This window comes from Chryseobacterium sp. G0201, from assembly GCF_003815655.1.
GTDB lineage: Bacteria > Bacteroidota > Bacteroidia > Flavobacteriales > Weeksellaceae > Chryseobacterium.
This window is the reverse complement of the sequence record NZ_CP033917.1, coordinates 1971388-1997854: the sequence shown is the minus strand read 5'-3', so window position 1 is coordinate 1997854 and position 26467 is coordinate 1971388. Positions and strand designations below refer to the sequence as shown.

At 36.0% G+C, this 26467-nt stretch carries 39 protein-coding genes; 7 read left to right on the top strand and 32 right to left on the bottom strand.

Going from position 1 to position 26467, the window contains the following annotated elements:
• Positions 1-37: 37 nt before the first annotated feature.
• Positions 38-832 carry an SDR family oxidoreductase gene (locus tag EG348_RS09050; RefSeq protein ID WP_123982604.1) on the top strand — a complete coding sequence of 265 codons (795 nt, stop codon included), beginning with the start codon at positions 38-40 and terminating at the stop codon, positions 830-832.
• Positions 833-853: 21 nt separating this feature from the next.
• On the top strand, positions 854-1177 hold the full coding sequence (locus tag EG348_RS09045) for a nuclear transport factor 2 family protein (protein WP_123982602.1): 324 nt from the start codon (positions 854-856) through the stop codon (positions 1175-1177).
• A gap of 113 nt (positions 1178-1290) precedes the next feature.
• Here the strand turns inward: EG348_RS09045 and EG348_RS09040 are convergent, their stop codons facing one another.
• Together EG348_RS09040 and eno are read right to left on the bottom strand one after the other, a co-directional pair.
• Positions 1291-2577: a citrate synthase gene (locus EG348_RS09040; protein ID WP_123982600.1), complete on the bottom strand. Its 1287-nt coding sequence runs from the start codon at positions 2575-2577 to the stop codon at positions 1291-1293.
• A gap of 83 nt (positions 2578-2660) precedes the next feature.
• Positions 2661-3953 (bottom strand): phosphopyruvate hydratase, encoded by a 1293-nt coding sequence (eno, locus tag EG348_RS09035; protein WP_123982598.1) that lies wholly within the window; start codon positions 3951-3953, stop codon positions 2661-2663.
• 274 nt (positions 3954-4227) lie between these two features.
• Between eno and EG348_RS09030 the strand changes: the two genes are divergently transcribed.
• The gene (locus tag EG348_RS09030; RefSeq protein ID WP_123982596.1) at positions 4228-4662 is read left to right on the top strand and encodes a hypothetical protein; all 435 of its coding nucleotides are present in this window, start codon (positions 4228-4230) and stop codon (positions 4660-4662) included.
• 38 nt (positions 4663-4700) lie between these two features.
• Here the strand turns inward: EG348_RS09030 and EG348_RS09025 are convergent, their stop codons facing one another.
• The 30 genes from EG348_RS09025 to EG348_RS08880 all read right to left on the bottom strand — a co-directional run bounded on the left by EG348_RS09025 (position 4701) and on the right by EG348_RS08880 (position 21627).
• On the bottom strand, positions 4701-6773 hold the full coding sequence (locus tag EG348_RS09025; RefSeq protein WP_123982594.1) for a T9SS type A sorting domain-containing protein: 2073 nt from the start codon (positions 6771-6773) through the stop codon (positions 4701-4703).
• 76 nt (positions 6774-6849) lie between these two features.
• Positions 6850-7374 (bottom strand): 50S ribosomal protein L17, encoded by a 525-nt coding sequence (gene rplQ / locus EG348_RS09020; RefSeq protein WP_034725967.1) that lies wholly within the window; start codon positions 7372-7374, stop codon positions 6850-6852.
• A gap of 6 nt (positions 7375-7380) precedes the next feature.
• On the bottom strand, positions 7381-8376 hold the full coding sequence (locus tag EG348_RS09015; protein WP_123982592.1) for a DNA-directed RNA polymerase subunit alpha: 996 nt from the start codon (positions 8374-8376) through the stop codon (positions 7381-7383).
• Positions 8377-8409: 33 nt separating this feature from the next.
• Positions 8410-9018: a 30S ribosomal protein S4 gene (rpsD, locus tag EG348_RS09010; protein WP_072407383.1), complete on the bottom strand. Its 609-nt coding sequence runs from the start codon at positions 9016-9018 to the stop codon at positions 8410-8412.
• Positions 9019-9037: 19 nt separating this feature from the next.
• On the bottom strand, positions 9038-9427 hold the full coding sequence (rpsK, locus tag EG348_RS09005; RefSeq protein WP_034702879.1) for a 30S ribosomal protein S11: 390 nt from the start codon (positions 9425-9427) through the stop codon (positions 9038-9040).
• A gap of 12 nt (positions 9428-9439) precedes the next feature.
• Complete coding sequence (gene rpsM / locus EG348_RS09000; RefSeq protein ID WP_072407381.1) at positions 9440-9817, bottom strand: 30S ribosomal protein S13; 378 nt, start codon at positions 9815-9817, stop codon at positions 9440-9442.
• A 9-nt stretch (positions 9818-9826) separates the two neighbouring features.
• The gene (rpmJ, locus tag EG348_RS08995; RefSeq protein ID WP_007839480.1) at positions 9827-9943 is read right to left on the bottom strand and encodes a 50S ribosomal protein L36; all 117 of its coding nucleotides are present in this window, start codon (positions 9941-9943) and stop codon (positions 9827-9829) included.
• Positions 9944-10006: 63 nt separating this feature from the next.
• Positions 10007-10222, bottom strand: coding sequence for a translation initiation factor IF-1 (gene infA, locus EG348_RS08990; protein WP_047401287.1), 216 nt, complete (start codon positions 10220-10222; stop codon positions 10007-10009).
• A gap of 3 nt (positions 10223-10225) precedes the next feature.
• Entirely contained in the window at positions 10226-11605 is a 1380-nt protein-coding gene (gene secY, locus EG348_RS08985) for a preprotein translocase subunit SecY (RefSeq protein ID WP_034702876.1), read from the bottom strand.
• Between the two features lie 9 nt (positions 11606-11614).
• Positions 11615-12064: a 50S ribosomal protein L15 gene (gene rplO, locus EG348_RS08980; RefSeq protein ID WP_066752854.1), complete on the bottom strand. Its 450-nt coding sequence runs from the start codon at positions 12062-12064 to the stop codon at positions 11615-11617.
• An 18-nt stretch (positions 12065-12082) separates the two neighbouring features.
• A complete protein-coding gene (gene rpmD / locus EG348_RS08975) occupies positions 12083-12259 on the bottom strand; it encodes a 50S ribosomal protein L30 (protein ID WP_007839493.1) in 177 nt (58 codons plus the stop codon).
• A gap of 10 nt (positions 12260-12269) precedes the next feature.
• A complete protein-coding gene (rpsE, locus tag EG348_RS08970; protein WP_123982590.1) occupies positions 12270-12791 on the bottom strand; it encodes a 30S ribosomal protein S5 in 522 nt (173 codons plus the stop codon).
• Between the two features lie 19 nt (positions 12792-12810).
• On the bottom strand, positions 12811-13164 hold the full coding sequence (gene rplR / locus EG348_RS08965) for a 50S ribosomal protein L18 (RefSeq protein ID WP_123982588.1): 354 nt from the start codon (positions 13162-13164) through the stop codon (positions 12811-12813).
• Positions 13165-13179: 15 nt separating this feature from the next.
• On the bottom strand, positions 13180-13725 hold the full coding sequence (rplF, locus tag EG348_RS08960; protein WP_123982586.1) for a 50S ribosomal protein L6: 546 nt from the start codon (positions 13723-13725) through the stop codon (positions 13180-13182).
• Between the two features lie 17 nt (positions 13726-13742).
• The gene (gene rpsH / locus EG348_RS08955) at positions 13743-14141 is read right to left on the bottom strand and encodes a 30S ribosomal protein S8 (RefSeq protein WP_072407375.1); all 399 of its coding nucleotides are present in this window, start codon (positions 14139-14141) and stop codon (positions 13743-13745) included.
• A gap of 146 nt (positions 14142-14287) precedes the next feature.
• Positions 14288-14557, bottom strand: coding sequence for a 30S ribosomal protein S14 (rpsN, locus tag EG348_RS08950; protein ID WP_034712998.1), 270 nt, complete (start codon positions 14555-14557; stop codon positions 14288-14290).
• 3 nt (positions 14558-14560) lie between these two features.
• Positions 14561-15112 carry a 50S ribosomal protein L5 gene (rplE, locus tag EG348_RS08945; RefSeq protein ID WP_054512039.1) on the bottom strand — a complete coding sequence of 184 codons (552 nt, stop codon included), beginning with the start codon at positions 15110-15112 and terminating at the stop codon, positions 14561-14563.
• Positions 15113-15125: 13 nt separating this feature from the next.
• Positions 15126-15452 carry a 50S ribosomal protein L24 gene (gene rplX, locus EG348_RS08940; RefSeq protein ID WP_072407373.1) on the bottom strand — a complete coding sequence of 109 codons (327 nt, stop codon included), beginning with the start codon at positions 15450-15452 and terminating at the stop codon, positions 15126-15128.
• A 22-nt stretch (positions 15453-15474) separates the two neighbouring features.
• A complete protein-coding gene (gene rplN, locus EG348_RS08935) occupies positions 15475-15843 on the bottom strand; it encodes a 50S ribosomal protein L14 (protein WP_066752865.1) in 369 nt (122 codons plus the stop codon).
• Positions 15844-15845: 2 nt separating this feature from the next.
• Positions 15846-16103 carry a 30S ribosomal protein S17 gene (gene rpsQ / locus EG348_RS08930; RefSeq protein WP_052186088.1) on the bottom strand — a complete coding sequence of 86 codons (258 nt, stop codon included), beginning with the start codon at positions 16101-16103 and terminating at the stop codon, positions 15846-15848.
• 11 nt (positions 16104-16114) lie between these two features.
• Entirely contained in the window at positions 16115-16303 is a 189-nt protein-coding gene (rpmC, locus tag EG348_RS08925; RefSeq protein WP_066752868.1) for a 50S ribosomal protein L29, read from the bottom strand.
• A 12-nt stretch (positions 16304-16315) separates the two neighbouring features.
• The gene (gene rplP, locus EG348_RS08920) at positions 16316-16741 is read right to left on the bottom strand and encodes a 50S ribosomal protein L16 (RefSeq protein ID WP_066752872.1); all 426 of its coding nucleotides are present in this window, start codon (positions 16739-16741) and stop codon (positions 16316-16318) included.
• Positions 16742-16819: 78 nt separating this feature from the next.
• A complete protein-coding gene (gene rpsC, locus EG348_RS08915) occupies positions 16820-17557 on the bottom strand; it encodes a 30S ribosomal protein S3 (protein ID WP_054512045.1) in 738 nt (245 codons plus the stop codon).
• Positions 17558-17564: 7 nt separating this feature from the next.
• Positions 17565-17963 (bottom strand): 50S ribosomal protein L22, encoded by a 399-nt coding sequence (gene rplV, locus EG348_RS08910; protein ID WP_066752878.1) that lies wholly within the window; start codon positions 17961-17963, stop codon positions 17565-17567.
• Between the two features lie 2 nt (positions 17964-17965).
• Positions 17966-18244, bottom strand: a complete 279-nt coding sequence (gene rpsS / locus EG348_RS08905; protein WP_050378485.1) for a 30S ribosomal protein S19 — start codon at positions 18242-18244, stop codon at positions 17966-17968.
• A 2-nt stretch (positions 18245-18246) separates the two neighbouring features.
• Positions 18247-19068: a 50S ribosomal protein L2 gene (rplB, locus tag EG348_RS08900; protein WP_034702846.1), complete on the bottom strand. Its 822-nt coding sequence runs from the start codon at positions 19066-19068 to the stop codon at positions 18247-18249.
• 22 nt (positions 19069-19090) lie between these two features.
• The gene (gene rplW / locus EG348_RS08895) at positions 19091-19381 is read right to left on the bottom strand and encodes a 50S ribosomal protein L23 (RefSeq protein WP_047442263.1); all 291 of its coding nucleotides are present in this window, start codon (positions 19379-19381) and stop codon (positions 19091-19093) included.
• A 3-nt stretch (positions 19382-19384) separates the two neighbouring features.
• On the bottom strand, positions 19385-20014 hold the full coding sequence (rplD, locus tag EG348_RS08890) for a 50S ribosomal protein L4 (protein ID WP_072407371.1): 630 nt from the start codon (positions 20012-20014) through the stop codon (positions 19385-19387).
• The gene (rplC, locus tag EG348_RS08885; RefSeq protein ID WP_072407369.1) at positions 20005-20631 is read right to left on the bottom strand and encodes a 50S ribosomal protein L3; all 627 of its coding nucleotides are present in this window, start codon (positions 20629-20631) and stop codon (positions 20005-20007) included. The genes rplD and rplC overlap by 10 nt, the downstream gene beginning before the upstream one ends.
• A gap of 231 nt (positions 20632-20862) precedes the next feature.
• Positions 20863-21627 carry a DeoR/GlpR family DNA-binding transcription regulator gene (locus EG348_RS08880; protein WP_123982584.1) on the bottom strand — a complete coding sequence of 255 codons (765 nt, stop codon included), beginning with the start codon at positions 21625-21627 and terminating at the stop codon, positions 20863-20865.
• 106 nt (positions 21628-21733) lie between these two features.
• On the opposite strand from EG348_RS08880, the gene EG348_RS08875 reads away from it, so the two are divergent.
• From EG348_RS08875 to EG348_RS08860, 4 genes are read left to right on the top strand one after another with little or no spacing between them, the layout of a single operon-like run.
• Positions 21734-23332: a glycerol-3-phosphate dehydrogenase/oxidase gene (locus EG348_RS08875; protein ID WP_123982582.1), complete on the top strand. Its 1599-nt coding sequence runs from the start codon at positions 21734-21736 to the stop codon at positions 23330-23332.
• Positions 23333-23340: 8 nt separating this feature from the next.
• Complete coding sequence (glpK, locus tag EG348_RS08870) at positions 23341-24831, top strand: glycerol kinase GlpK (protein WP_123982580.1); 1491 nt, start codon at positions 23341-23343, stop codon at positions 24829-24831.
• A gap of 32 nt (positions 24832-24863) precedes the next feature.
• A complete protein-coding gene (locus EG348_RS08865; protein WP_123982578.1) occupies positions 24864-25595 on the top strand; it encodes an MIP/aquaporin family protein in 732 nt (243 codons plus the stop codon).
• A 6-nt stretch (positions 25596-25601) separates the two neighbouring features.
• Positions 25602-26405, top strand: a complete 804-nt coding sequence (locus EG348_RS08860; protein ID WP_123982576.1) for a hypothetical protein — start codon at positions 25602-25604, stop codon at positions 26403-26405.
• Positions 26406-26467 lie beyond the last annotated feature (62 nt).

The window sequence follows — 26467 nt, the reverse complement described above, 5'->3', positions numbered from 1 at the left end:
CATCATACTCCTGAAATTTGTACCAAACTTTAAACGTATGAACGAACAATTTAATTTTAATAATGAACTAAGCAATAAAATAGCCTTAGTAACTGGTGGAACAAAAGGCGCAGGAAAGGCCATCGCAGAAAGATTATTAGCCGCAGGTGCAACAGTAATTGTAACCGCAAGATATCATCCGGAAATTATGAATGAAAAACTTCATTTTATCGCTTCTGATTTAAGTAAATCTGAAAGTACACAAAAAGTTGTTGATGAAGTTTTGTCAAAATTCAGAAAGCTTGATATTTTAATCAATACTCTCGGCGGTTCGGAAACAAAAGGTGGTGGATTTTCTGTTTTGACGGATGAAGATTGGGAAATATCAATTCAAACAAATTTGCTGGCTCCCGTTCGCTTAGACAGAGGATTTTTACCACAAATGATCGAACAAAAAAGTGGCGTAATTATTCATATTGCTTCAATTCAGGGGAGATTGCCGCTGTATGATTCTACTTTGCCGTATGCGGCTGCAAAAGCGGGTTTAATTAATTACAGCAAAGGTTTGTCAAAGGAAGTTTCATCAAAAGGAGTTCGAGTTTTGACGGTTTCACCGGGATGGATCATGACAGATTCTGCAACAAGAATGATGGAAAGAATTGCTGAAAGCTCCAATTCAACAATAGAAGAAGCAACCCAAAGCGTGATGAATGCGTTGGGTGGAATTCCCATCGGAAGACCTGCTCAACCGGAAGATGTAGCAGAGTTTGTAGGATTCTTAGTATCTCCACGAGCAAGTTATTTAACCGGAACTGAATATGTGATTGATGGAGGAACGATTCCAACAATTTAAATTAACCTAAAAATTATAAAAATGGATTTACCTATTATTTTAAAAAACCTATTAGAAGCTCAGGAAAATTTTGACAGTAATTCATATTCTGAGTGCTTTTCGGATGATCCAAAAGTTTTTGATGAAGGAAAAACTCACAAAGGAAAAGAAGAAATAAAAGACTGGAACGAAAAAACTAATGAAGAATACAAAACCAAACTAGAAGTTATTGATGTTTTTAATGAAGATCAAACAACCATCTTAACAACTAAAGTTTCGGGAACTTTTGATGGGAGTCCGATTGTTTTAAAGTATAAATTTGAGATTAAGAATGAGAAAATTTCAAGTCTGAAAATTACTGATTAATATTTTTTCATGATTTAAAATAAAATAAAGAATCTTAATTACAGTAAAATATTCAAACAAAAAAAATCCCAAAGCTTAAAAACTTTGGGATTTATATTTATCTGAAACAAATATTATCTGTTTACTAAATCGATATAGTCTCTTTTTTGAGCTCCTTGGTAAACCTGTCTTGGTCTTCCGATTGGATCTCCTTTTAATCTCATTTCTTTCCATTGAGCGATCCATCCCGGAAGTCTTCCTAATGCAAACATTACTGTAAACATTTCTGTAGGAATTCCTAATGCTCTGTAGATGATTCCTGAGTAGAAATCTACGTTTGGATATAACTTTCTTTCGATGAAGTACTCATCTTCCAATGCTACTTTTTCTAACTGCATAGCAATATCAAGAGCTTTGTCTTCAATTCCTAATGCAACTAATAGATCATCAGCAGCTTTTTTGATGATTTTCGCTCTTGGATCGAAGTTTTTGTAAACTCTGTGTCCGAATCCCATCAAACGGAAGCTGTCGTTTTTATCTTTAGCTTTTTCAACCCACTTGTTAACATCTCCACCGTCTTTTTCGATCAATTCAAGCATTTCGATAACTGCTTGGTTTGCACCACCGTGAAGTGGTCCCCAAAGTGCAGAAATACCCGCAGAAACTGAAGCGAAAAGACCTGTATGAGCAGAACCAACCATTCTTACAGTAGATGTAGAACAGTTTTGCTCGTGGTCAGCATGAAGGATTAATAATTTATCTAAAGCAGCAGTTACCACAGGGTTGATTTCAAACTCTTCATTTGGTAATCTGAACGCCATTTTGTAGAAGTTCTCTACATAGTTTAGACTATTATCTCCGTGGTTTAATGGTAAACCTAGAGTTTTTCTGTATGTCCAAGCAGCAAGGTGAGCAAATTTAGCAATAAGCAATTCTGCAGCAAGGTCCATTTCTTCTTTAGAGTTTACATTAACAGCTTTCGGGTTGAAGGCAGTTAAAGCAGAAGTTAAAGAAGATAAAACTCCCATTGGGTGAGCAGAACGAGGGAAAGCATCGATGATTTTTTTCATCTCCTCTGCTACGAAGTTATATTTTTTGATATTACCGTTGAAGGTATTGAATTGATCTGAAGTTGGTAATTCACCGTGTAACAAAAGATACATTACTTCTGTGAAGTTAGACTTTTCAGCAATCTGCTCAATAGGATATCCTCTATAGAATAATTCTCCTTTATCCCCGTCTAAGTAAGTAATGTCGCTAAGTGTAGCTCCTGTATTTTTGTAACCTAAATCTAGAGTGATTAAACCTGTTTGGTCTCTTAGTTTTGAAATATCGATCCCTCTGTCTCCGATAGTACTATCCACGATTGGATATTCATATGAATTACCGTCGTAATTCAATATTACTTTGTTGTCTGACATTTATTTATTTTTTTTCTAAATTTACTAAATTCCATAAAATACGGCAAACAAAAATTATCGCTTGCCGTTATTTATAATTTCGATTATCTTTTGATCTTAAATGCTCCTAAACCTGGGAAAATTGCTGTTTCACCAAGAGCTTCTTCAATTCTCAATAATTGGTTGTATTTCGCCATTCTGTCTGATCTTGAAGCAGAACCTGTTTTGATCTGTCCGCAATTCATAGCAACTGCTAAATCAGCGATTGTAGAATCTTCAGTTTCACCTGATCTGTGAGACATTACTGAAGTGAATTTGTTGTGTTGAGCCATTTGTACAGCCGCCATTGTTTCAGAAAGAGAACCAATTTGGTTTACTTTTACAAGGATTGAGTTGGCAATTCCTTCTTCAACACCTCTTGCTAATCTTTCAACATTCGTTACGAATAAATCGTCACCTACCAATTGTACTCTGTCACCAATCTTGTCAGTTAACATTTTCCAACCTTCCCAGTCATTTTCCTGCATACCGTCTTCGATAGAAATAATCGGGTATTTGTTTGCAAGATCAGCTAAATAAGAAACCTGCTCACTGCTCGTAAATTGTGCAGCATCCGGAGTCTGGAATTTTCTGTAATCATAAATTCCGTCTTTGTAGAATTCTGAAGCAGCACAGTCTAATGCGATCATTACATCATCACCAGGTTTGTAACCCGCTTTTTCTATTGCCTGAAGCAAAGTATCCAAAGCATCTTCAGTTCCTTTGAAAGTTGGTGCAAAACCACCTTCGTCACCTACTGCAGTAGAAAGACCTCTTGAATGAAGAATTGCTTTTAGGTTGTGGAAAATTTCAGTTCCTTTTCTCAACGCATGAGAGAAAGAGTCTGCTTTTACCGGCATTACCATAAATTCCTGGAACGCGATAGGCGCATCAGAGTGAGAACCACCATTGATAACGTTCATCATCGGAACAGGAAGTGTGTTTGCATTAACACCACCTACATATTTATATAAAGGCATTTTCAATTCTGCTGCTGCTGCTTTTGCTGCTGCCAAAGAAACTCCAAGGATTGCATTTGCCCCAAGACTTCCTTTATTAGGTGTCCCATCAAGTTCAATCATGATCTGATCTAAAAGATTCTGATCAAAAACAGGAAGACCCACCAATTCAGGTGCTATTACTTCTCTTACATTTTCAACAGCTTTAAGAACTCCTTTCCCCATATATTCTGAACCACCATCACGTAATTCAACCGCTTCATGTTCTCCTGTAGATGCTCCCGAAGGAACTGCTGCACGGCCCATTGCCCCGCTTTCAGTAAATACATCTACTTCTATTGTAGGATTTCCTCTTGAATCCAAAATTTGTCTCGCTTCTATATAAGAAATGTAACTCATTTTTCTGTTTTTTTTATAGTTTATACAAATTTAATCAATTTTTAACTTTTCTGACCATATATAGCTTATCTTTTAAAGGAATTGCAAGTTAAATTTTAGTTAATATTAAAGCTCAAAACACATCTTTTTGACCATACGTATAAAATCATGTCTTAAGATTTTTATTTTTAAATTTTCAGCGATAATTATTGGTTTGTTTTTTGTTTTATTAAATTTATTCTAATTTCTTTACCACAGAAAATTAACTTTCAAATACATTTAAAGAATAAATAACATGAAAAAAGGACTTTTAATCACAGTTTCACTTGTTGCTTTATCATTAGTAAGTTGCAACAAAACTGAAAGCGGCAATAAAAATATTATTAAAACTGATAGTTCAGAAACAACTATTGTTGATAATAACGGGAAAATAGATTCTTCTACAGTAAATTCATCTACGATAGAAGTTAATGGACAGAAAACGGAAAAGACAGATTTCGTTTACAAAGCAACAGATGGAGCTTTAGTAAAAGTAGTTTTCAAGAATGACCCGAAAGAAAGTACTGTTGCGATCACAAGCAACAAAAAAACTTTCACACTGGAAAAGAAAGAAACAAAAGATGGCGAAACAATCTATAAAAAAGATGATATGACCGCGAGAGTAAAAGGAGACAGTCTTCACCTTGAACAAGGTAACAACATTATCGAGTTGAAAAGAACCAAAATCTAAAACATAAAAAACCGTTCAGAAGCCTGAACGGTTTTTATTTATTTCTTAATGACTTTTTCTAAGTACGTCTTATCTTCAGTAATTATTTTCACAAAATAATTTCCTTTTTCTAAATCAGAAATATCAATTGAGCTTTGTTTTACATTCTCAATATTTTTGAAAATCCTTCCGGAAATATCAAATACAATGATACTTTTTATTTTATCTTTTATGTCAAAAAATAATATTGAAGAAGTAGGATTAGGATAAATCCTCATTTTATTATTTACTTCTAATTTAGGATCGTTGGTAGAAAGATTACCCGTTACCAGGTCTAATACATAGAAACCTGTTGACCCTACTGCTACCATATAATTTTTAGCAAAAGCAACTTTGTTAATCGTACTGCCTGGTGTAGCCAACAATTGTGTTGTTATAATTTTCTGCCAAGATGCTCCAAAATTGGTTGTTTTATAAATATCTCTATAGAGATCCATAGCATATCCTGTGCCGTCCGAAAAAATTTCATAATCTTTAAAAAATGACATTGGCGAAGGTACAGCCGTCCATGTAGCTCCTAAGTTCGTTGTATAATATTTACCAATGTATACTCTTGAAGAGTTTCCAAAGACAATATTCCTTGCATCTATTATTGCTCCGGGATAATTGGTAACGGCCGTCCATGTCAGTCCACCATCTACAGTTTTCATCACTTTTTCTCGCTGCACAAGAAAACCTACGTTATTATCAATAAATTTCATGGAAGAAACTTCCCATTCAACGCTCACCGGCGGAGTCCATCCACCCGCAGCAGAATATGTTGAGATATATCCTGTAAATTGGTTGGAATTGGTTCCCAAATTGGCAATTGCAAAATCTCCATTGGGTTTCATAGCCGGGATGGTTAATCTTGTATTAGGAGATATAGCTTCCGTCCAAGTTAGTCCATTATCAATTGTTTTCCAAAATTGAGATGTACTTCTTCCTATAGCAATACCTCTCCCATCAGGTAATATATTCATTGCTCCTGCAGGGAAATCATTTCTCGAAGCCTCCCAAGAATAACCTTTGTCTTGAGAAAAATAACTAAAAGGTACTATTGCTAATTTTTCACTTGCATAAGCCTGATTGTAAAGTGCCCAGTAGATCCATTTAATATTTAAAGGATTCCAATTCAGCAAATTAGTACTTTTAAAAATGGTATGGCGTAATTGGCTACTACCTGTTTCATTATTTGTTCCCACAAGAACAAAATCAGGATGAGTCGCAAGACAAGTAAAAACATGAAAAACTGGAGGATACATATCTCCTGTATTTGTCCAAGATTCTCCAGTAGCAGTTTTGTATAATTTATTAGGATTTCCTATGGCAATATATTCATTGTTATACAATTTAATATCATTTAAGGTTCCAACGCCTGCAGCTTCATTCCAAGTATTTCCACCATCTAAAGTATATAGAGGGTTTCCACCATATTTTGTAGCAATTCCATTCATTGAATCTTTAAATACAATCTTGCTAAATTCCACAGAACTTGTATTCATCTTCACCCATGTCTGCCCACCATTAGTCGTTTTAAAAATAAAACTGTTTCCAACCGTTGCATCCGAAACACAAAATCCAGTATTTGCATCAGTAAAAAATACACTCATGATTTTATCCTGATATACTGTTGGAACAATATAGCTAACCCATGTTGCCCCTCCGTTGGTAGATTTATGTATTCTGCTATTATCCGAGCCTATGAATATAGTGCTGTCATTCAATACAAAAATTGTCTGAGTATTTGTAGGAAGCGGGTAAGAAACTCCCGCAGTAGAAAACTTGGGATCTGTAATTCTAAGATCACCTCCTATGATAGCATACCCTTTGTTATTATGAATCGTAAAGTCGGCGACAGTTTTTGAATTATCATTAATCTGTCTCCATGTTTTGCCATTGTTTTCGGTGATAATTAAATCATTATTATCGTTATCCTTATGCGCTAAATAGCTGCCATCCGGTAAGATTTCCATTTTTTTTACCTGCTCCTGTCTTATGAAAGGAGTAGTAAGTTGCCAGTCTAATGTGGGTACCTGACTGAAAACTAACACGCAAAACTGTAATAAAATAAAAAGTAAAGTTTTTTTCATGGTTAAATTTTTATTAAAAATAAAGGAGCCTGTAAATAAATACACGCTCCTTTTATATCTTGAAGAAAATATTATATTATTCCTCAGTTTTTTCCTCTGTAGAATCAGTTGCTTCAGCCTTAGGCTCTTCAACTTTTTCTTCTACTTTAGGAGCATCAGCAACTACAGCTTCTTTTTTAGCAGTTGTAGCTCTTCTACTTCTTCTAGTAGTCTTTTTCTCTTCAGCATTAGGATTGTAAAGTTCGTTGAAATCAACAAGCTCGATAAGAGCCATATCAGCAGCATCACCTTGTCTGAAACCAGTCTTGATGATTCTTGTATATCCGCCGTTTCTTTCTGCGATTTTAGGAGCTACTGATCTGAAAAGTTCAGTAACCGCTTCTTTACTTTGAAGATATGAAAAAACAATTCTTCTATTGTGTGTAGTATCTTCTTTTGCCTTTGTTAATAGAGGTTCAACATATACTCTTAAAGCTTTCGCTTTAGCTACAGTAGTGTTGATTCTTTTATGCTCAATTAGAGAACAAGCCATATTAGAAAGTAAAGCACTTCTATGAGAAGCTGTTCTTCCTAAGTGATTGAATTTTTTACCGTGTCTCATTATTAATTATTTATCAGCGTCTAACTTATATTTTGCAACGTCGAAACCGAAGTTAAGACCTTTTGAATGCACTAATTCTTCTAGTTCTGTCAAAGATTTTTTACCAAAATTTCTGAATTTCATCAAATCAGACTTACTGTAAGAAACCAGTTCTCCAAGAGTTTCGACTTCAGCCGCTTTCAGACAGTTAAGGGCTCTTACTGAAAGATCCATATCTGCTAATTTAGACTTAAGAAGTTGTCTTGTGTGAAGAGTCTCTTCATCGTATTGGATAGATGCTTTTACTGCTTCAGTCTCCAACGTGATTCTCTCATCAGAGAACAACATGAAGTGATAAATTAATATCTTAGAAGCTTCTGTTAAAGCATTCTGAGGGCTGATTGAGCCATCAGTTTCTATATCTAATACAAGTTTTTCGTAGTCTGTTTTTTGCTCTACACGATAATTTTCAATACTGTATTGTACTTTCTTAATAGGGGTAAAAATAGAGTCAATAGCAATAGTTCCTACAGGAGCATTGTTTGTCTTATTTTGTTCTGAAGGAACATACCCTCTACCTTTCTCTACATTGAAGGTGATTTCGAAAGTTACATCACTGTTTAGGTTACAGATTAACAAATCCGGATTTAAAATCTCGAATCCATTGATAGATTTACCTAAATCTCCAGCAGTAATAATCGTCTGTCCCGAAACTTTAGCAACAACCTGCTCATTCGTCTGGTTTTCTGCCGTAGCTTTTAGTCTTACCTGCTTAAGGTTAAGAATAATTTCGGTTACGTCTTCGATTACTCCTGGAATAGTTGAAAATTCGTGCTCTACACCTTCTATTTTGATAGATGAAATAGCGTATCCTTCCAGAGAAGAAAGCAACACTCTTCTCAAAGCATTACCGATTGTAAGCCCGAAACCTGGTTCTAGAGGTCTGAATTCGAATTGACCTTTAAATTCATCAGAGTTAAGTAAAATTACTTTATCGGGTTTTATGAATTGTAAAATTGCCATATTATTGGGTTGAGCAAAAATTTGATTAAAAAATTATTTAGAGTAAAGTTCGACGATAAGCTGTTCCTTGATGTCTTCCGGAATTTGGATTCTCTCAGGAGCAGAGATGAAAGTACCTTCTTTCTTCTCATCGTTGAATTGTAACCACTCATAATTTGCTTTAGCAGCCAATGAGTCAGTAACAACTTCAAGAGACTTAGATTTTTCTCTTACAGCGATTACATCACCAGCTTTTACTAAATAAGAAGGGATGTTAAGGATCTCACCATTCACAGTGATGTGTCTGTGAGAAGTTAACTGTCTAGCACCAGCTCTGGTTTTAGCAAAACCTAATCTGTATACTACGTTATCCAATCTTGATTCACAAAGCTGTAATAGAACTTCACCTGTTACACCTTTACTTCTGTGTGCTTTATCGAATAAATTTGCAAACTGTCTTTCTAAAATACCGTAAGTATATTTAGCTTTTTGTTTTTCAGCTAACTGAACTGCATATTCTGATTTTTTAGCACCTCTTCTTTTGTTAGGACCATGTTGTCCTGGCGGTTGGTTTTTTCTCTTTTCGAAGTTTTTATCATCTCCGTAGATTGCAGCACCAAACTTTCTAGCAATCTTAGTTTTAGGTCCAATATATCTTGCCATAATGGGTAAATTCTAAAAATTAAACTCTTCTTCTTTTTGGTGGTCTACATCCATTGTGTGGCATAGGAGTAACGTCAATAATTTCGCTAACTTCAATACCTGAATTGTGAATTGTTCTGATAGCAGATTCTCTACCTGCACCTGGACCTTTCACATACACCTTTACTCTTCTTAATCCAGCTTCGTGAGCTACGTTAGAGCAATTTTCAGCTGCCATTTGAGCAGCAAAAGGAGTGTTCTTTTTAGAACCTCTGAATCCCATTTTACCGGCAGAAGCCCAAGAGATAACTTCTCCGCTTTTATTTGTTAAAGAAATGATGATGTTATTGAAAGAAGCTTGAATATGCGCTTCACCAATAGCTTCAACTTTTACTTTTCTTTTTTTAACTACTTTACTTTGTTTTGCCATAATTCCTAACGATTATTTACTTGCTTTTTTCTTGTTAGCAACTGTTTTTCTCTTTCCTTTACGGGTTCTAGAGTTGTTTTTCGTTCTCTGGCCTCTTAAAGGTAGTCCTAGTCTGTGACGTATTCCTCGTTGGCATCCTATGTCCATCAATCTCTTGATGTTCAATTGCACTTCAGATCTTAACTCACCTTCAACTTTTACGTTTTCAGTAATATAATTTCTGATTGCAGCCAATTCATCGTCATTCCATTCGTTGACTTTCTTATCTTCGCTAATACCGGCTACTTTAAGGATTTCAGAAGAAGTACTTCTTCCAACTCCGTAAATATAAGTTAAACCGATAACGCCTCTTTTGTTTTTTGGTAAATCAATACCTGCAATTCTCGCCATAATTTAATATTAGCCTTGTCTTTGTTTAAATTTTGGGTTCTTCTTGTTGATCACAAATAGTACACCTTTTCTGCGTACGATCTTGCAATCAGCACTTCTTTTTTTGATTGATGCTCTAACTTTCATTTGATAGTATTTATTTTTTAACAATAGCCAAATGGAAACCCGAAGACTCCATTTGGCGGTTGTTTAATATCTAAAAGTAATTCTCCCTTTTGTCAAATCATAGGGAGACATTTCTAGTTTTACCTTATCACCAGGTAAAAGTTTAATATAATGCATTCTCATTTTACCAGAAATATGAGCGATAAGCATATGCCCATTTTCTAGCTCTACACGGAACTGAGCGTTCGAAAGTGCTTCCGTTATAACGCCGTCTTGTTCAATATGTTTTTGTTTTGCCATAAATTAATATCCAGTCGTTCTTGACAGTTTAGACTGCATTAAGCCATCATAGTGATGGTTCAGCAGATATGTATTAATCTGTTGAACTGTATCCAAAATAACTCCCACCATAATCAATAGTGATGTTCCCCCGAAAAATAGGGCGAACGCATCTGTCTGAACAAAGCTTCCATGCACAATTGCTGGAAGGACTGCAAAGATAGATAAAAATATTGCACCTGGCAAGGTAATTTTTGATAAAATATCATCTAAATAATCAGCTGTCTCTTTACCGGGTCTTACTTTCGGTACTAAACCTCCATTTCTCTTCAAATCATCAGCCATTTGGTTTACCGGAATAGTAATTGCAGTATAGAAAAATGAGAAGATAATAATTAATAGCGCAAACAATACATTGTACTGCCAGCTAAAAACATTCTTGAAACCTGCAAGAAAAGTATTAGACTCATCGAATTTGGTTAATAAACCAGGTACGAACATCAATGCCTGAGCAAAGATAATCGGCATAACCCCGGCAGCATTAACTTTCAATGGAATCCATTGTCTTGCTCCTTGCATAAGATTTCTATTTACACCTCCTCTTGCTTGAGCTCTGCTTACATATTGAATTGGAATTTTTCTAACAGCGACCGAGAGGACGACTGCTAAAAGAACTACCAACATCCAGAATATCACTTCAATAAGGATCATGATAGATCCCATTCCTCCTTTTCCGTTCTGCACGGCCATTTCCTGTACAAATGCTTCTGGAAGTCTAGATAAGATACCAACCATAATAAGGATAGAAATACCATTTCCGATTCCTTTGTCAGTAATTTTCTCACCTAGCCACATTGCAAATACTGATCCGGCAACAAGTATAACAATACTTGGTAACCAGAACATAATAGAATTTGGCTCTACATAATATGCAGACTGGAACTGAGCATATGGTAAGAATAATTGAGTAATAGAAGTTAAATAAGAAGGTGCCTGTACAAGACAAACCCCAATTGTTAACCATCTAGTAATTTGATTCAATGTATTTCTACCGGACTCTCCATCTTTCTGAAGTTTCTGAAGATAAGGAATAGCCATCCCCATCAACTGAACAATAATAGAAGCTGAAATATAAGGCATGATACCTAACGCCATTACGGAAGCGTGACTGAAAGCCCCACCCGTAAACGACGAAAGCAAGCCAAGGAGACCTGCTCCTTGCTTGTTACCGCCTTGATTTTTATAATGCTCTAAGAGATCCCCTACTTCTGCAAGGTTAATTGCAGGCAACGAGATATAAGATGCGAATCTATACACAAGGATAATACCTAACGTAAAGAGAATTTTATCTCTTAGTTCCTTTAGGCTCCAAATATTCTTAAGGGTTTGTATAAATTCTTTCATTAGTTACTATTATAATGTAATTGCTTGTCCACCTGCTTTAGAGATCAGCTCTAATGCAGATTTAGTAAATTTATCAGCAGAAATTGAAACCGCAGATTTCAATTCTCCTCTACCCATAATTTTCACTGATTCGTTTTTAGTAGCTAAACCGTTTTGTACCAAAACTTCTTTTGTAATATCTCCTGTTACAGATTTAGTATCAATTAAAGTTTGAATATCGTCTAGGTTAATAGCTCTAAATTCTTTTCTGTTTACATTTTTGAAACCGAATTTCGGTAATCTTCTTTGTAAAGGCATCTGACCTCCTTCAAAACCGATCTTCTGAGAATAACCAGCTCTTGCTTTCTGTCCTTTGTGACCTTTCGTAGAAGTACCTCCTTTTCCACTACCTTGTCCTCTACCAATTCTTTTTGAACTAAAAGTAGAACCTGCAGCAGGTTTTATGTTGTTTAAATTCATTTTAATTTCTTTTTAAAATTATTTTTGAACTTCAAGTAAATGACTAACTGCAGCTATCATACCTAAAATAGAAGGCGTAGCTTCGTGCTCTACAACTTGGTGAAGTTTCTTAAATCCTAATGCTTCAAGCGTTCTCTTTTGGGTTTTTGTTCTACCAATAGCGCTTCTTACTTGTTTTACTTTAATTGTTGCCATTGTTTATTTATTAACCGTTAAACACTTTACTTAGAGAAACTCCTCTCATTCTTGCAATTTCTTCAGGTCTTCTGATGTCTAACAACGCTTTGAAAGTAGCTTTCACTACGTTGTGAGGGTTAGAAGATCCTTTAGATTTTGAAAGGATATCGTGAATACCAGCAGACTCCAATACCGCTCTTACTGCACCACCTGCAATAAGTCCTGTACCGTGAGAAGCAGGTCTCAAGAAGATATCTGCACCACCGTATCTAGCAGTAGTCTGGTGAGGGATTGTATGGTTCATTACAGGTACTTTAACAAGGTTTTTCTTAGCGTCTTCAACTGCTTTAGCAATTGCAGAAGCAACCTCTTTAGATTTACCTAAACCGTAACCAATAACTCCTTCTTCATTTCCAACAACAACGATAGCAGAAAACCCGAAAGCTCTACCACCTTTTGTTACTTTAGTTACTCTGTTAACTGATACGAGACGATCTTTTAATTCTAATCCTCCCGGTTTTACTCTTTCTATATTATCTAGTCCTAACATATTTTCCGAAATTTAATGATTAGAATTTAAGTCCTCCTTCTCTCGCACCATCAGCTAGAGCTTTCACTCTACCGTGGTATACGAAACCGTTTCTATCAAATACAATAGCTCCAATTCCTGCAGCAACTGCTTTAGCAGCAATAGCTTTACCAACAGCGGCAGAAACTTCACTTTTTGTACCTTTAGCGTCAACTCCTTTATCTCTAGAAGAAGCAGATACTAAAGTTTTACCGTCTTTGTCGTCGATTAACTGAGCGTAAATTTCCTTATTACTTTTATATACAGATAATCTTGGCAATTCAGAAGATCCAGAGATTTTTCCTCTTACTCTTCTTTTTATTCTTATTCTTTTTTCTACTTTACTTAATGCCATAATACTTATAATTTATTAAGCAGATTTACCAGCTTTACGTCTAACAATTTCTCCTACGAATCTTACACCTTTTCCTTTGTATGGCTCAGGCTTTCTGAATGAACGGATCTTTGCAGAAACCATTCCTAGAAGTTGCTTGTCATGAGACGTTAAAGTAATAATTGGGTTTTTACCTTTTTCAGTCAATGTGTCGATTATTACTTCTTTTGGAAGTTCTAAAACGATACCGTGAGAGAATCCTAAAGCTAACTCAAGTTTTTGACCTGTGTGTGACGCTCTGTATCCTACCCCTACTAGTTCTAACTTTTTTGTGAAACCTTCAGCAGTTCCCAAAATCATGTTATTGATCAACGCTCGGTATAAACCGTGTAGCGCTCTGTGTTGCTTAGAATCAGACGGTCTGCTGAATGTAAGCACACCATCGTTTTGTTCTAAAGTAATTCCTTCTGTAAGCTCCTGAGTAAGTTCTCCTTTAGGACCTTTTACAGTTACCACACCGTCTTTTTCAGTGACAGTAATTCCAGCGGGAATTGTTATAATTGCTTTACCAATTCTTGACATTTTCCTTTGATTAAAAATTAATAAACATAGCAGATTACTTCACCGCCTACTTTTTCTTCTCTAGCTTTTTTATCAGTCATTACCCCTCTAGAAGTAGAGATAATAGCGATACCCAAACCGTTCAATACTCTTGGAAGTTCAGTAGAACCTTTGTATTGTCTTAGACCTGGTCTTGAAGCTCTTTGGATAGACTTGATTGCAGGCTTACTAGTTTGCTTGTCATACTTCAAAGCTATTTTGATCGTTCCTTGAACAGCGCTCTCTTCAAACTTGTAGTTTAAGATATACCCTTGGTCAAATAAGATTTTTGTAAGCTCCTTTTTGATTTTCGATGCAGGAATTTCCACCACTTTGTGGCCTGCGCTTTGTGCGTTCCTTACTCTTGTTAGGAAATCTGAAATTGGATCTGTTACCATTTTTCTTTTTTAAATTATTGGTTAAAGACAATCAGTATTGAAGGGACTTGAAGATTAAAATATCAGACTTCAGAAAACTTCGGTCTGATATTTATTTCTTTAGTATCCAGACAACTTAATTGTCCCGATTTTTTAATTAGTATTAACTACCAACTAGCTTTTTTCACTCCCGGAATAAGACCGTTGTTGGCCATTTCACGGAAAGTTACTCTAGAAAGACCGAAAGTTCTCATGTAACCTCTTGGTCTACCTGTTAGTTTACATCTGTTGTGTAATCTTACAGGAGAAGCGTTTTTTGGTAATTTTTGAAGTCCTTCATAATCACCAGCTTCTTTTAAAGCTTTTCTTTTTTCAGCGTATTTAGCTACAGTAGCTTCTCTTTTGCGCTCACGCGCTTTCATTGATTCTTTAGCCATTTCTTAGTTCTTTTTGAAAGGTAAACCGAAGTGAGTTAACAATGCTTTAGCTTCTTTATCTGTTTTCGCAGTTGTAACGAAAGTGATGTCCATCCCTTGGATTTTTTTCACTTTGTCGATTGCGATCTCAGGGAAGATAATTTGCTCAGTAATACCTAAGTTATAATTACCTCTACCATCGAAACCGTCAGCTTTAATACCAGAGAAATCTCTAATACGTGGCAAAGCAGAAGCAGTAAGTCTGTCTAAGAATTCGTACATTTTGCTAGCTCTAAGAGTTACCTTAGCACCTACAGGCATACCTTTTCTTAATTTGAAAGCAGCTTCGTCTTTCTTAGAAATAGTACCTACAGCCTTTTGGCCAGTAATATTTGTAAGTTCTTCTACAGCATAATCAATAATTTTCTTGTCTGCAGTAGCATCACCTAAACCTTGAGATAAGATGATTTTTTCTAATCTAGGTACCTGCATTACAGATTTGTACCCAAATTCTTCCATCATTGCAGGAACAATCGTTTCTTTATATGCTTTCTTGGGTCTTGCTATATATTCCATGTGTTATTTAAAATTATAAAGTTTCACCCGTTTTTTTGTTAATTCTTACTTTCTTATCTCCTTCGATTTTGTAACCGATTTTGATAGCTTTTCCGTCTTTATCAACTAAAGCTATGTTTGAGATATGAATAGAAGCTTCTTTTTCTGTGATTCCTCCTTGAGGATTTGAAGCTGAAGGCTTAACGTGTTTTTTAACGATGTTAAGTCCTGCAACGATAACTCTAGGGTCTCTTCCTTCTTTTTTGATCACTTCAATAACTTCACCAGTTTTACCTTTGATATCTTTCTTACCAGTAGTAATGATTACGTTATCTCCTCTTTTTATTTTTAACTTTGACATTTTCTTTTAAAAATTTTTAAAATTAAAGTACTTCAGGAGCCAATGAAATGATCTTCATATATTCTTTGTCTCTCAACTCACGAGCAACAGGTCCGAAAACACGTGTTCCTCTCATTTCTCCACCAGCGTTTAGTAAAACACAAGCATTGTCTTCGAATTTGATGTATGAACCATCTTTTCTTCTCACTGCTTTTTTAGTTCTTACTACTACCGCTTTAGATACTTGACCTTTCTTTGCGTTTCCTGATGGTGTAGAAGCCTTGATAGTAACTACAATCTTATCACCAACTGAAGCATATCTTCTTCTGGTACCACCCAGAACTCTGATTACTAGTACCTCTTTAGCACCAGTGTTATCAGCAACTTTTAATCTTGATTCTGTTTGTAACATTATTACTTAGCTTTTTCAATGATTCTTACTAATCTCCATCTCTTACTCTTGCTCATAGGTCTAGTTTCTTGGATAAGAACTGTATCTCCTTCTGTGCATTCGTTGTTTTCGTCGTGTGCAGTATATTTTTTCGTTTTCAATACGAATTTACCGTACATCGGGTGTTTCACTCTAGTCGTCTCACTTACAACAATGGTCTTTTCCATTTTATTGCTGGAAACTATTCCGATTCTTTCTTTTCTTAAGTTTCTTTCCATAATGTATGAAAATCTTATTGTTGTTTGTTAGTTAACTCAGTATTTAGTCTTGCGATCGTTCTTCTCAAATCTCTGATTTGAATTGGATTTTCAAGTGGGCTGATTTTGTGAGCTAATTTCATTTTAGTGAATTCAGCTTTAGCTTCAGCCAATTTTGCTTGAATATCTTCAGCGCTTAGATTTTTAATTTCAGCTTGTTTCATTGTATTCAAAGATTATAGAGGTTTAACAAAATCGTTAGCAACTACAAATTTAGTAACTATCGGTAATTTTTGTGCAGCAAGTCTTAATGCTTCTTTAGCGATTTCGTAAGATACTCCTCCGACCTCGAACATAATTTTACCTGGCTTCACTACAGCTACCCAATATTCCACAGCACCTTTACCTTTACCCATACGTACTTCGGCTGGTTTTTTAGTAATTGGCTTATCCGGGAATATTTTGATCCATAGTTGACCTTCTCTCTTCATATATCTTGTAGCAGCGATACGAGCAGCTTCAATTTGTCTTGCAGTGATCCAAGCTCCTTCTGTAGCTTTGATTCCGAAAGTTCCGTAAGCAAGTTGATTACCTCTTTGAGCAATCCCCTTCATCTTCATCTTATGAACTCTACGGAATTTGGTTCTTTTTGGTTGTAACATAATTTCTTAAATTTTAGATTTTAGAATTTAGATTTTAAAAAAGTAACGGTCGTTTAAAAACTATCCTCTAAAATTTTATTAATTATTTTTTTTATCTCTTGAAGGTCTTCTGTTGTCTCTATCTCCTCTGTTTCCGCCTCCTGAAGGACCACCTTTCTTCTGTTGTCCTACTAATGGCATAAGATCTCTCTTACCGTAAACTTCTCCTTTCATGATCCAAACTTTAACTCCTAACTTACCGTATTGAGTAAGTGCTTCACCGATATGATAATCGATATCTGCTCTGAAAGTTGATAATGGAATTCTTCCGTCTTTGAAGTTTTCAGAACGAGCCATTTCAGCACCGTTCAATCTACCAGAGATTTGAACTTTGATACCTTCAGCACCCATTCTCATTGTAGAAGCGATAGCCATTTTAACAGCTCTTCTGTAAGAAATTCTGTTTTCAATTTGCTTAGCAATGCTATCAGCAACTAAAACTGCATCAAGTTCAGGTCTTTTGATTTCGAAAATATTGATTTGAATATCCTTTTTAGTAAGTTTCTTCAATTCTTCTTTTAACTTGTCAACTTCCTGACCTCCTTTACCGATGATAAGTCCCGGTCTAGCAGTAGTGATTGTTACTGTTACTAATTTTAATGTTCTTTCAATATAAATTTTTGAAATTCCACCTTTAGATAATCTAGCTTCAAGGTATCTTCTGATTTTGTAGTCTTCAGCGATTCTGTCTCCATAATCTTTACCACCAAACCAGTTTGAATCCCATCCTCTGATGATACCTAATCTGTTACCAATTGGATTTGTCTTCTGTCCCATACCTTGATTAATTTTCTTTATTACCTAAGATTAGTGTAATGTGGTTAGATCTTTTTCTGATTCTGTGTCCTCTACCTTGTGGTGCAGGTCTTAGTCTCTTCAATTGTCTAGCACTATCTACAAAAATTTCTTTAATGATAAGATTAGCTTCTTCGATATCAGCACCTTCGTTCTTTGACTGCCAGTTGGCCATCGCAGAAAGTAATACTTTCTCTAATTTGTTAGAAGCATCTTTTTTAGAATATTTTAGAATGTATAAAGCTTTGTCAACTTCAACTCCTCTGATGATATCAGCAACTAATCTCATCTTTCTTGGAGAAGAAGGGCAATCATTATGTAATGCTTTTACTACATCTTGATTCGTTAATTTACGTGCTAATGCACTTTCTCTTTTTCTTGATCCCATGATTATCTACTTCCTTTGTTTTTGTTACCACCATGACCTCTGAAAGATCTTGTTGGAGAAAATTCGCCTAGCTTGTGACCAACCATGTTTTCTGTAACATAAACAGGGATAAAAGATTTCCCGTTGTGTACTGCAATAGTTTGTCCTACGAAGTCCGGAGAGATCATTGATGCTCTAGACCAAGTTTTAATAACTGTTTTCTTTCCAGCCTCTATATTTGCCTGAACCTTCTTATCTAAAGTATATGCGATGAATGGTCCTTTTTTAAGTGATCTTGCCATAATTATTTACGTTTAGATATGATATGACGGTTAGACGCTTTGTTTTTCTTTCTAGTTTTGTAACCTTTAGCAGGCATACCATTTCTAGATCTTGGGTGACCTCCAGATGAACGTCCTTCACCACCTCCCATTGGGTGATCTACAGGGTTCATTACTACCGGTCTAGTTCTAGGTCTTCTACCTAACCATCTGCTTCTACCAGCCTTACCTGAAACAGTTAACTGATGATCAGAGTTAGAAACAGATCCAATCATTGCATAACACTCAGTAAGGATCATTCTAGATTCTCCTGAAGGCAATTTGATGATTGCATATTTTCCATCTCTTGAAGTAAGTTGAGCTGAAGAACCAGCACTTCTTGCTAAAATAGCACCTTGTCCAGGCTTCATTTCAACACAAGAAATAACAGTACCCAATGGAATGTTTTTCAATTTCATTGCGTTACCGATATTCGGTTCTACGCTTTCTCCTGAAACTACCTTTTGATCTACTTTGATACCGTTTGGAGCGATGATATATCTCTTCTCTCCGTCAGCATACTCTAATAAAGCGATAAATGCAGTTCTGTTTGGATCATATTCTACAGTTTTTACCGTTGCTTCAACATCATGCTTGTTTCTTTTGAAGTCGATAATTCTGTATTTCTTTTTGTGTCCACCTCCGGTGTAACGCATGGTCATTTTACCAGTTTGGTTACGTCCACCTGACTTACTAATACCAACAGTTAGAGATTTCTCTGGTTTGTTAGTAGTAATTTCCTCAAAATTGTTTACAATTCTGAATCTCTGTCCTGGGGTGATAGGTTTTAATTTTCTAACAGACATTACTATTATTTATAATTAATAATTAATTTACAGCAAAAATATCGATTACTTCCCCTTCTGCAAGAGTGATAACCGCTTTTTTCAATTTGTTTGTCTTTCCTACTTGAAGACCTTTTTTCGTGTATTTCGAAGAAACTTTAGGCGCATAAATCATCGTTCTAACGTCTGCTACTTTTACACCATAAGCTTGCTCTATTGCATTTTTAATCTGGATTTTATTCGCCTTAGGTTGTACTAAGAAAGAATAAGCACCTCTTAAATCTGTAAGATAGTTTGCTTTTTCTGAAATAACTGGTTTAATAATTAGTGACATGATTTATTTCTTTAAATTTTCCTGGAATTTTTCAACTGCACCTTCTAAGAAAACGATCTCACCTGCATTGATTAAGTCATAAGAAGAAATTTCGTTGAATTTCATAACTTTAGTCTTAGGTAAGTTTCTTGAAGATAAATATACATTCTTGTTTGTATCAGGAAGAATGAATAAAGATTTAGTATCATTTAATGCTAATGCATTCAAGATAGTGATGAAATCTTTAGTTTTAGGAGCAGCAATGCTCAATCCTTCTACAATTCTGATGCTGTTGTCTCTCATTTTCTGAGAAAGAACAGATTTTTTAGCTAATCTCTTAAGAGCTTTGTTCAATTTGAACCTGTAGTCTCTTGGCTTAGGTCCGAATACTCTACCTCCACCTCTGAAAGTTGGAGATTTAATATCACCATATCTAGCAGATCCAGATCCTTTTTGCTTCTTAAGTTTCTTAGTAGAAGCAGTAATTTCGCTTCTTTCTTTTGATTTATGAGTCCCTTGTCTTTGTGCAGCAAGGTACTGTTTTACTTCTAAGTAAACCGCGTGCTTGTTTGGCTCAATACCGAATACAGATTCGTCTAGAGTTACTTTTTTTCCGGTTTCTTTTCCTGATGTATTTAATACTACTAGTTCCATTTTCTGATAATTACATAAGAATTTTTAGCTCCCGGAACAGCACCTTTTACTACTAAAAGATTTTGTTCTTGATCCACTTTTAATACTTGAAGGTTTTGTACAGTTACCTGCTTACCTCCCATTCTACCTGCCATTCTCATTCCTTTGAATACTCTCGAAGGATCCGATCCAGCACCGATAGAACCTGGAGCTCTAAGTCTGTTGTGCTGACCATGAGTAGCTTGCATTACACCTCCAAATCCGTGTCTTTTAACAACACCTTGGAAACCTTTACCTTTAGAAGTTCCTGTTACGTCAACAAATTCACCTTCAGCGAATAGTTTCACAGTTACATCTTCTCCTACTGTTACTTGGTCTACGAATTCTCTGTAGAATTCTACCAACTTAGCTTTAGGAGCTGAACCAGCCTTTTTAAAATGACCAGCTAACGCTTTACCAACGTTCTTCTCACTCTTGTCATCGAAACCTAATTGAACTGCTTTATAGCCGTCCTTTTCAATGGTTCTGACCTGTAAAACCGAGCATGGACCAGCTTGGATAACTGTACAAGGAATGTTTTTTCCTTCTTCGTTAAACAAAGATGTCATACCGATTTTTTTACCAATAATACCTGACATTATTTATATAATATGTTATAAAATTTTCTTGGATACACTTTCATTTCAGGAAGGTTTGAGTAATTTCTACTTTTGATATAGGCATACTCTACCCCTAAAATGAGTGTGCAAATTTATGAATAATTTTCAAATTGACAAATTTTATTGCAAAATATTTTGATTTTTAGCAGTTTACAGAAAATTAGCAAATGCAGGGTGATTTATACAATAATTATTTATCAATTATTAAATTTATTTCGTAATAACAGAAACGCCTCTTTCTTCAAGTCCCCTTCTGTCTTCTTCTAAGATTCCGTCATCCGTTATGAGGTAATCGATTTTATCCAGAGGAGCAATCTTTCCGAATCCTTTTTTATTAAGCTTTGAAGAATCTGCCAATATCACCACTTTCTCAGAACATTCAATCATTAGTTGATTAAGGTGCGCTTCTGCGGCATTGGATGTGCTTATTCCAAACTCCATATCAATACCATCAACGCCGAGGAATAATTTATTGCATGAAAACTGTTTTAGAATAGTTTCCGAAATAGAACCTACTATAGAAGTAGAACTTTTTCTAACCTCTCCTCCTAACTGTATAATATTAATATTAGGATTATTGCAAAGCTCTAGCGCAACCCTTAAAGAGGAAGTAAGTACAGTAAGCTGACCAAAATTCACAAGCATTCTTGCAAGATAATGCATCGTTGTTCCGGAAGCCAATATAATACAGTCATTTTCCTGTATCAACTGTAAAGCAGCTTTAGCAATATTTTGTTTTGCTTCTACATTAATGCTTTCTTTTTCACCAACATTCTTTTCATAGGCATATCTTACATGCTTACTTGCTCCTCCATGATTACGAAAAAGCAACCCTAAGCTTTCTAAATACGTCAGATCCTTTCGGATCGTAACCGAGGAGACATTAAACTTTTCACACAATTCCTGAACAAGAACATAGTCTTTTTCGTCTATTTCCTTTAATATATCATTATGTCGTGGTTGTAATTTTTCCATTCATCAAATTTATTAATTTTTATTGAGACCTTAAAAATTTCATTTATTTTCTTTTTAGTTTCATTTTTAATTAATACATTTGAAAACGAAACATAAACGAAGTATTATGAAACGAAATGAAGAACTAAATAAATTAGCCAATACTCAGGAGTGGGATTTTATTATCATAGGAGGAGGAGCCAGTGGCTTAGGTTCAGCATTAGATGCAACAAGCAGAGGATTCAAAACTTTATTGATAGAATCTCATGATTTTGCAAAAGCCACTTCCAGCAGAAGTACGAAACTCGTACATGGTGGCGTAAGATATCTTGCTCAGGGAGATATCGGCCTGGTAAAAGAAGCATTAAAAGAAAGAGGCTTGCTTGCACAAAATGCAGCGCATGTTGTAAAAAACCAATCTTTCATCATTCCCAACTATACATGGTGGGGCGGAATTTATTATAAAATAGGATTATCTATCTATGATTTCCTTGCCGGGAAATTAAGCCTTGGAAGAACTCAATATATAAGTAAGTCTAAAACCGTAAGCAAACTTCCAACGATTGAACAGAAAAATCTGATGAGCGGAGTTGTGTATCAGGATGGGCAATTTGACGATGCTCGTTTGGCAATTAATTTAGCTCAAACAATTATTGAAAAAGGAGGAAGTGTTATTAATTATTTAAAAGTAATTAACCTTCTTAAAAATGCTTCAGGAAAAATAAGCGGTGTACTTGCAGAAGATCAATTTACACAAAAGCAATACGAAATACACACAAAAGTAGTCATCAACGCAACAGGAGTATTCACCAACGATATTTTGAATATGAATAATCCCAAGCATGGTAAACTAGTTGTTCCCAGCCAGGGAATTCACTTAGTTTTAGATAAATCATTCTTAAAAAGCGATGATGCGATAATGATTCCTAAAACCTCAGACGGAAGAGTTTTATTTGTTGTTCCGTGGCACGACAGAGCGTTGGTAGGAACAACTGATACTTTATTGGAAAACGAAAGTTTTGAACCTAGAGCGTTGGAAGAAGAAATTAATTTCGTTTTAACCACAGCAAGACAATATTTATCAAAAAAACCAACCCGTGAAGACGTAAAATCTGTCTTCGCAGGATTAAGACCTCTTGCAGCTCCCGAAGGCGAAGGTAAAAGCACTAAAGAAGTTTCAAGAAGTCACAAAGTCATCACATCTGATACAGGATTGGTTTCTATTATCGGTGGAAAATGGACAACCTACCGTAAAATGGCGGAAGACACCATCAACAAAGCCATGGAAATACATAAACTGGGTATCACAACTTCCAAAACAGAAAACTTATCTATTCATGGCAATATGAAAGCTGATCTGGTTGACAGAAGCAGTCATTTATATGTTTACGGTTCAGATATTCCTTCTATCAAAAAATTGCAGGAAAGCAATCCTGGATATTCAGAAAAGATCCATCCGGATCATCCATTCACAGTCGCAGAAATCGTCTGGGCAGTACGATATGAAATGGCAGAAACAATTGAAGACGTTCTGGCACGAAGAGTCCGTATGCTATTTTTAGACGCAAGAGCAGCCATAGACAGCGCTCACAAAGTAGCAGTGACTATTGCAGAAGAAAGAGGACTTTCACAGGAATGGGCATTGCAGCAGGAAAAGGAATTCATTGAATTAGCAAAAGGTTATTTATTAATACCATACTCTCCGAAAACAATCAACCTTAATTAATATACAGCATGCGTGAAAAATTAATTCTCGCTTTAGATCAAGGCACTACCTCTTCTAGAGCCATTTTATTCAACCACAGTGGAGAAATAGAATATATCTCCCAAAAGAGTTTTGAACAGATCTACCCCACTCCAGGTTGGGTTGAGCATGATCCTAATGAAATTTGGTCATCGCAGATCTCAGTAGCAGCAGAAGTCATTGCAAAAGCCGGAATTTCGGGGCTGGAAGTTGCCGCCATCGGAATCACCAACCAACGTGAAACTACTGTCGTCTGGGATAAAGAATCCGGTGAACCCGTTTACAATGCTATTGTCTGGCAAGACAGAAGAACATCAAAATACTGCGATGAACTAAAAGCAGAAGGTCACACCGAAATGATCAAAAAGAAGACAGGTCTTGTTTTGGATGCTTATTTTTCTGCAACAAAATTAAAATGGATATTAGATAATGTTGAAGGAGCAAGAGAAAAAGCCGAAGCCGGAAAACTTTGTTTCGGAACCGTCGATACTTGGCTAGTTTGGAAGCTTACCCGCGGAAAAATGTTTATCACTGATGTTTCGAACGCCAGCAGAACAATGCTTCTGAATATTCACACCTTAGATTGGGATAATGATTTGTTGGAATTATTCAATATTCCAAGAGCTATTTTACCTGAAGTAAAGCAAAGCAGTGAAATTTACGGTGAAACAGCAACCACTTTATTTTCAACTAAAATTCCTATTGCCGGAATTGCGGGAGATCAACAGGCTGCTCTATTCGGACAAATGTGCACCACTCCGGGAATGGTAAAAAATACCTACGGAACCGGATGCTTTTTATTAATGAATACAGGAAAAGAAGCGGTAGAATCAAAAAACAACCTTCTGACGACAGTTGCGTGGAAAATAAATGGAGAAGTAAATTATGCTTTAGAAGGAAGTGTATTTGTAGGAGGTGCAGCGATACAATGGTTAAGAGATGGACTTAAACTGATCAACTCAGCCGAAGAAGTAAATGATCTTGCGAAAACAGTAGAAGACAATGGCGGAGTTTATTTTGTTCCTGCATTAACTGGTTTAGGAGCTCCTTATTGGGATCAATATGCAAGAGGAACTATCGTAGGAGTGACTCGTGGAACCACCAACGGACACATTGCAAGAGCAACTTTGGAAGGAATTGCTTTTCAGGTGTATGATATTGTAAAAGCAATGGAAGCAGATTCCGGAAGACCAAGTCTTGAACTAAGAGTTGATGGTGGCGCTTCTGCAAGTGATTTATTAATGCAGATTCAGTCTGATCTTTTCTCAGTTAAGATTACGAGACCAAAGACTTTAGAAACAACTGCTCTAGGCGCAGCTTATCTTGCAGGTCTTGCTGTCGGATACTGGAAAAACATTGATGAAATTCAATCTCAATGGATCGTAGATAAAGATTTCCACCCTCAATTGGAAAAAGAGAAAGCAGCTAAAATGATCCATTTCTGGAGCAAAGCTGTAAAGCGTTCTCAAAGCTGGATCTAAGACTAACTTTTCTCACATAAAAAAATACGAATATGACACCTTTTATAGCAGAAATAATTGGCACAATGCTTCTTATACTATTGGGTAACGGCGTTGTAGCAAACGTTGTTTTGAAAGACACCAAAGGAAATAATTCCGGATGGATCGTTATTTCCACAGCATGGGCACTGGCGGTCTTTGTAGGCGTTCAGGTAGCAGGTCCCATCAGTGGCGCTCACTTGAATCCAGCCGTTACAATTGGTTTGGCAGTTGCAGGAAAATTCTCGTGGGATCTTGTTCCTACATATATTGCAGCCCAAATGATCGGAGCCGCATTGGGAGCATTTCTCGTTTGGCTATTTTATAAAGATCATTTTGCGATCACCGAAGATGAAGGAGGCAAACTCGCTTGTTTCAGTACCGGTCCGGCAATCAGGAAAGTTTCTTCAAATTTCATTAGTGAAACGATCGGAACTTTTGTACTTGTTTTTGTAATCTTTTATTTTGCAGATCCCAGCCTTTCTTTACACACCGATACTACAGCAAAAATAGGATTAGGCTCTATCGGAGCAGTACCTGTTGCTTTCTTAGTTTGGGCTATCGGTCTTTCATTAGGTGGAACTACAGGTTACGCCATCAATCCGGCGAGAGATCTCGGACCAAGAATTATGCACTCCATTCTTCCGATTAAAGGAAGCAGTGATTGGGGATATGCATGGATTCCTGTTGCAGGACCAATTTTAGGAGCCGTTTTAGCAGCATTACTCTACAGTGTTTTAAACTAATTATCCATGAAAAAATTCGTAACAATTATCTGCCTGGTAACCCTGGGCATAGGGAAGCTTTTTGCTCAAGAAGCTGAAGAAATTAAAGATGACAACAGATTAGATTTCACTGCAAACATTCAGAACAACCACCTTTGGAGAGGATTGATCATTACCGACAAACCTGTTGTGATGGGAAATCTATCTTACGCTCTGGATGCAGAAAAAAAATGGAAAGTCGGAATTTGGGGAGCCTCTTCTTTAACTGATGATAAAGACGGAACCCATTATAAAGAAATCAATTATTATGTTCAATATTCAAACGGACGTTTTTATATTGGGTTGTGGGATTTATTTAATTCTAGAAACATCAACACGGCAATTGCATCAGAAGATATTTTCCATTATTCAAACAGAAGAACGGCTCATATTATTGATTTAAGAACCAATTATACTTTCGGACCTTCATTTCCTATCAATGTTGAAGCAGATATTATGCTTTACGGAGGAGCGAACGCCGGAGAAGTTGTTTTAGAACCAGACGGAAGCTATAAAAAGAATAAATATTCTACCTATGTACAGGTAAGCTATCCCGTAATTTCTGGTAAAAAAGTAAATCTGGACGCGTTTGTTGGTGCTGGCTTCGCTCTTAATGATCAAACCTTTCTTTATGGTAACGGAAAGAATAGTTTCGACATCGTAAATACTGGTGTTAAAGCCACCAAAACCGTTAAAATCACAGATCACTACAGCCTTCCCGTTTCTATGATGGCGATGTGGAATCCTTCGAACAAATATGCAAGGATTCAACTGGCTGCAACGGTATTTTAAATAAAAATTGTTAGTAATTTACAAACCATTCCAATTTTGGGATGGTTTTTTATTTTTAAAAA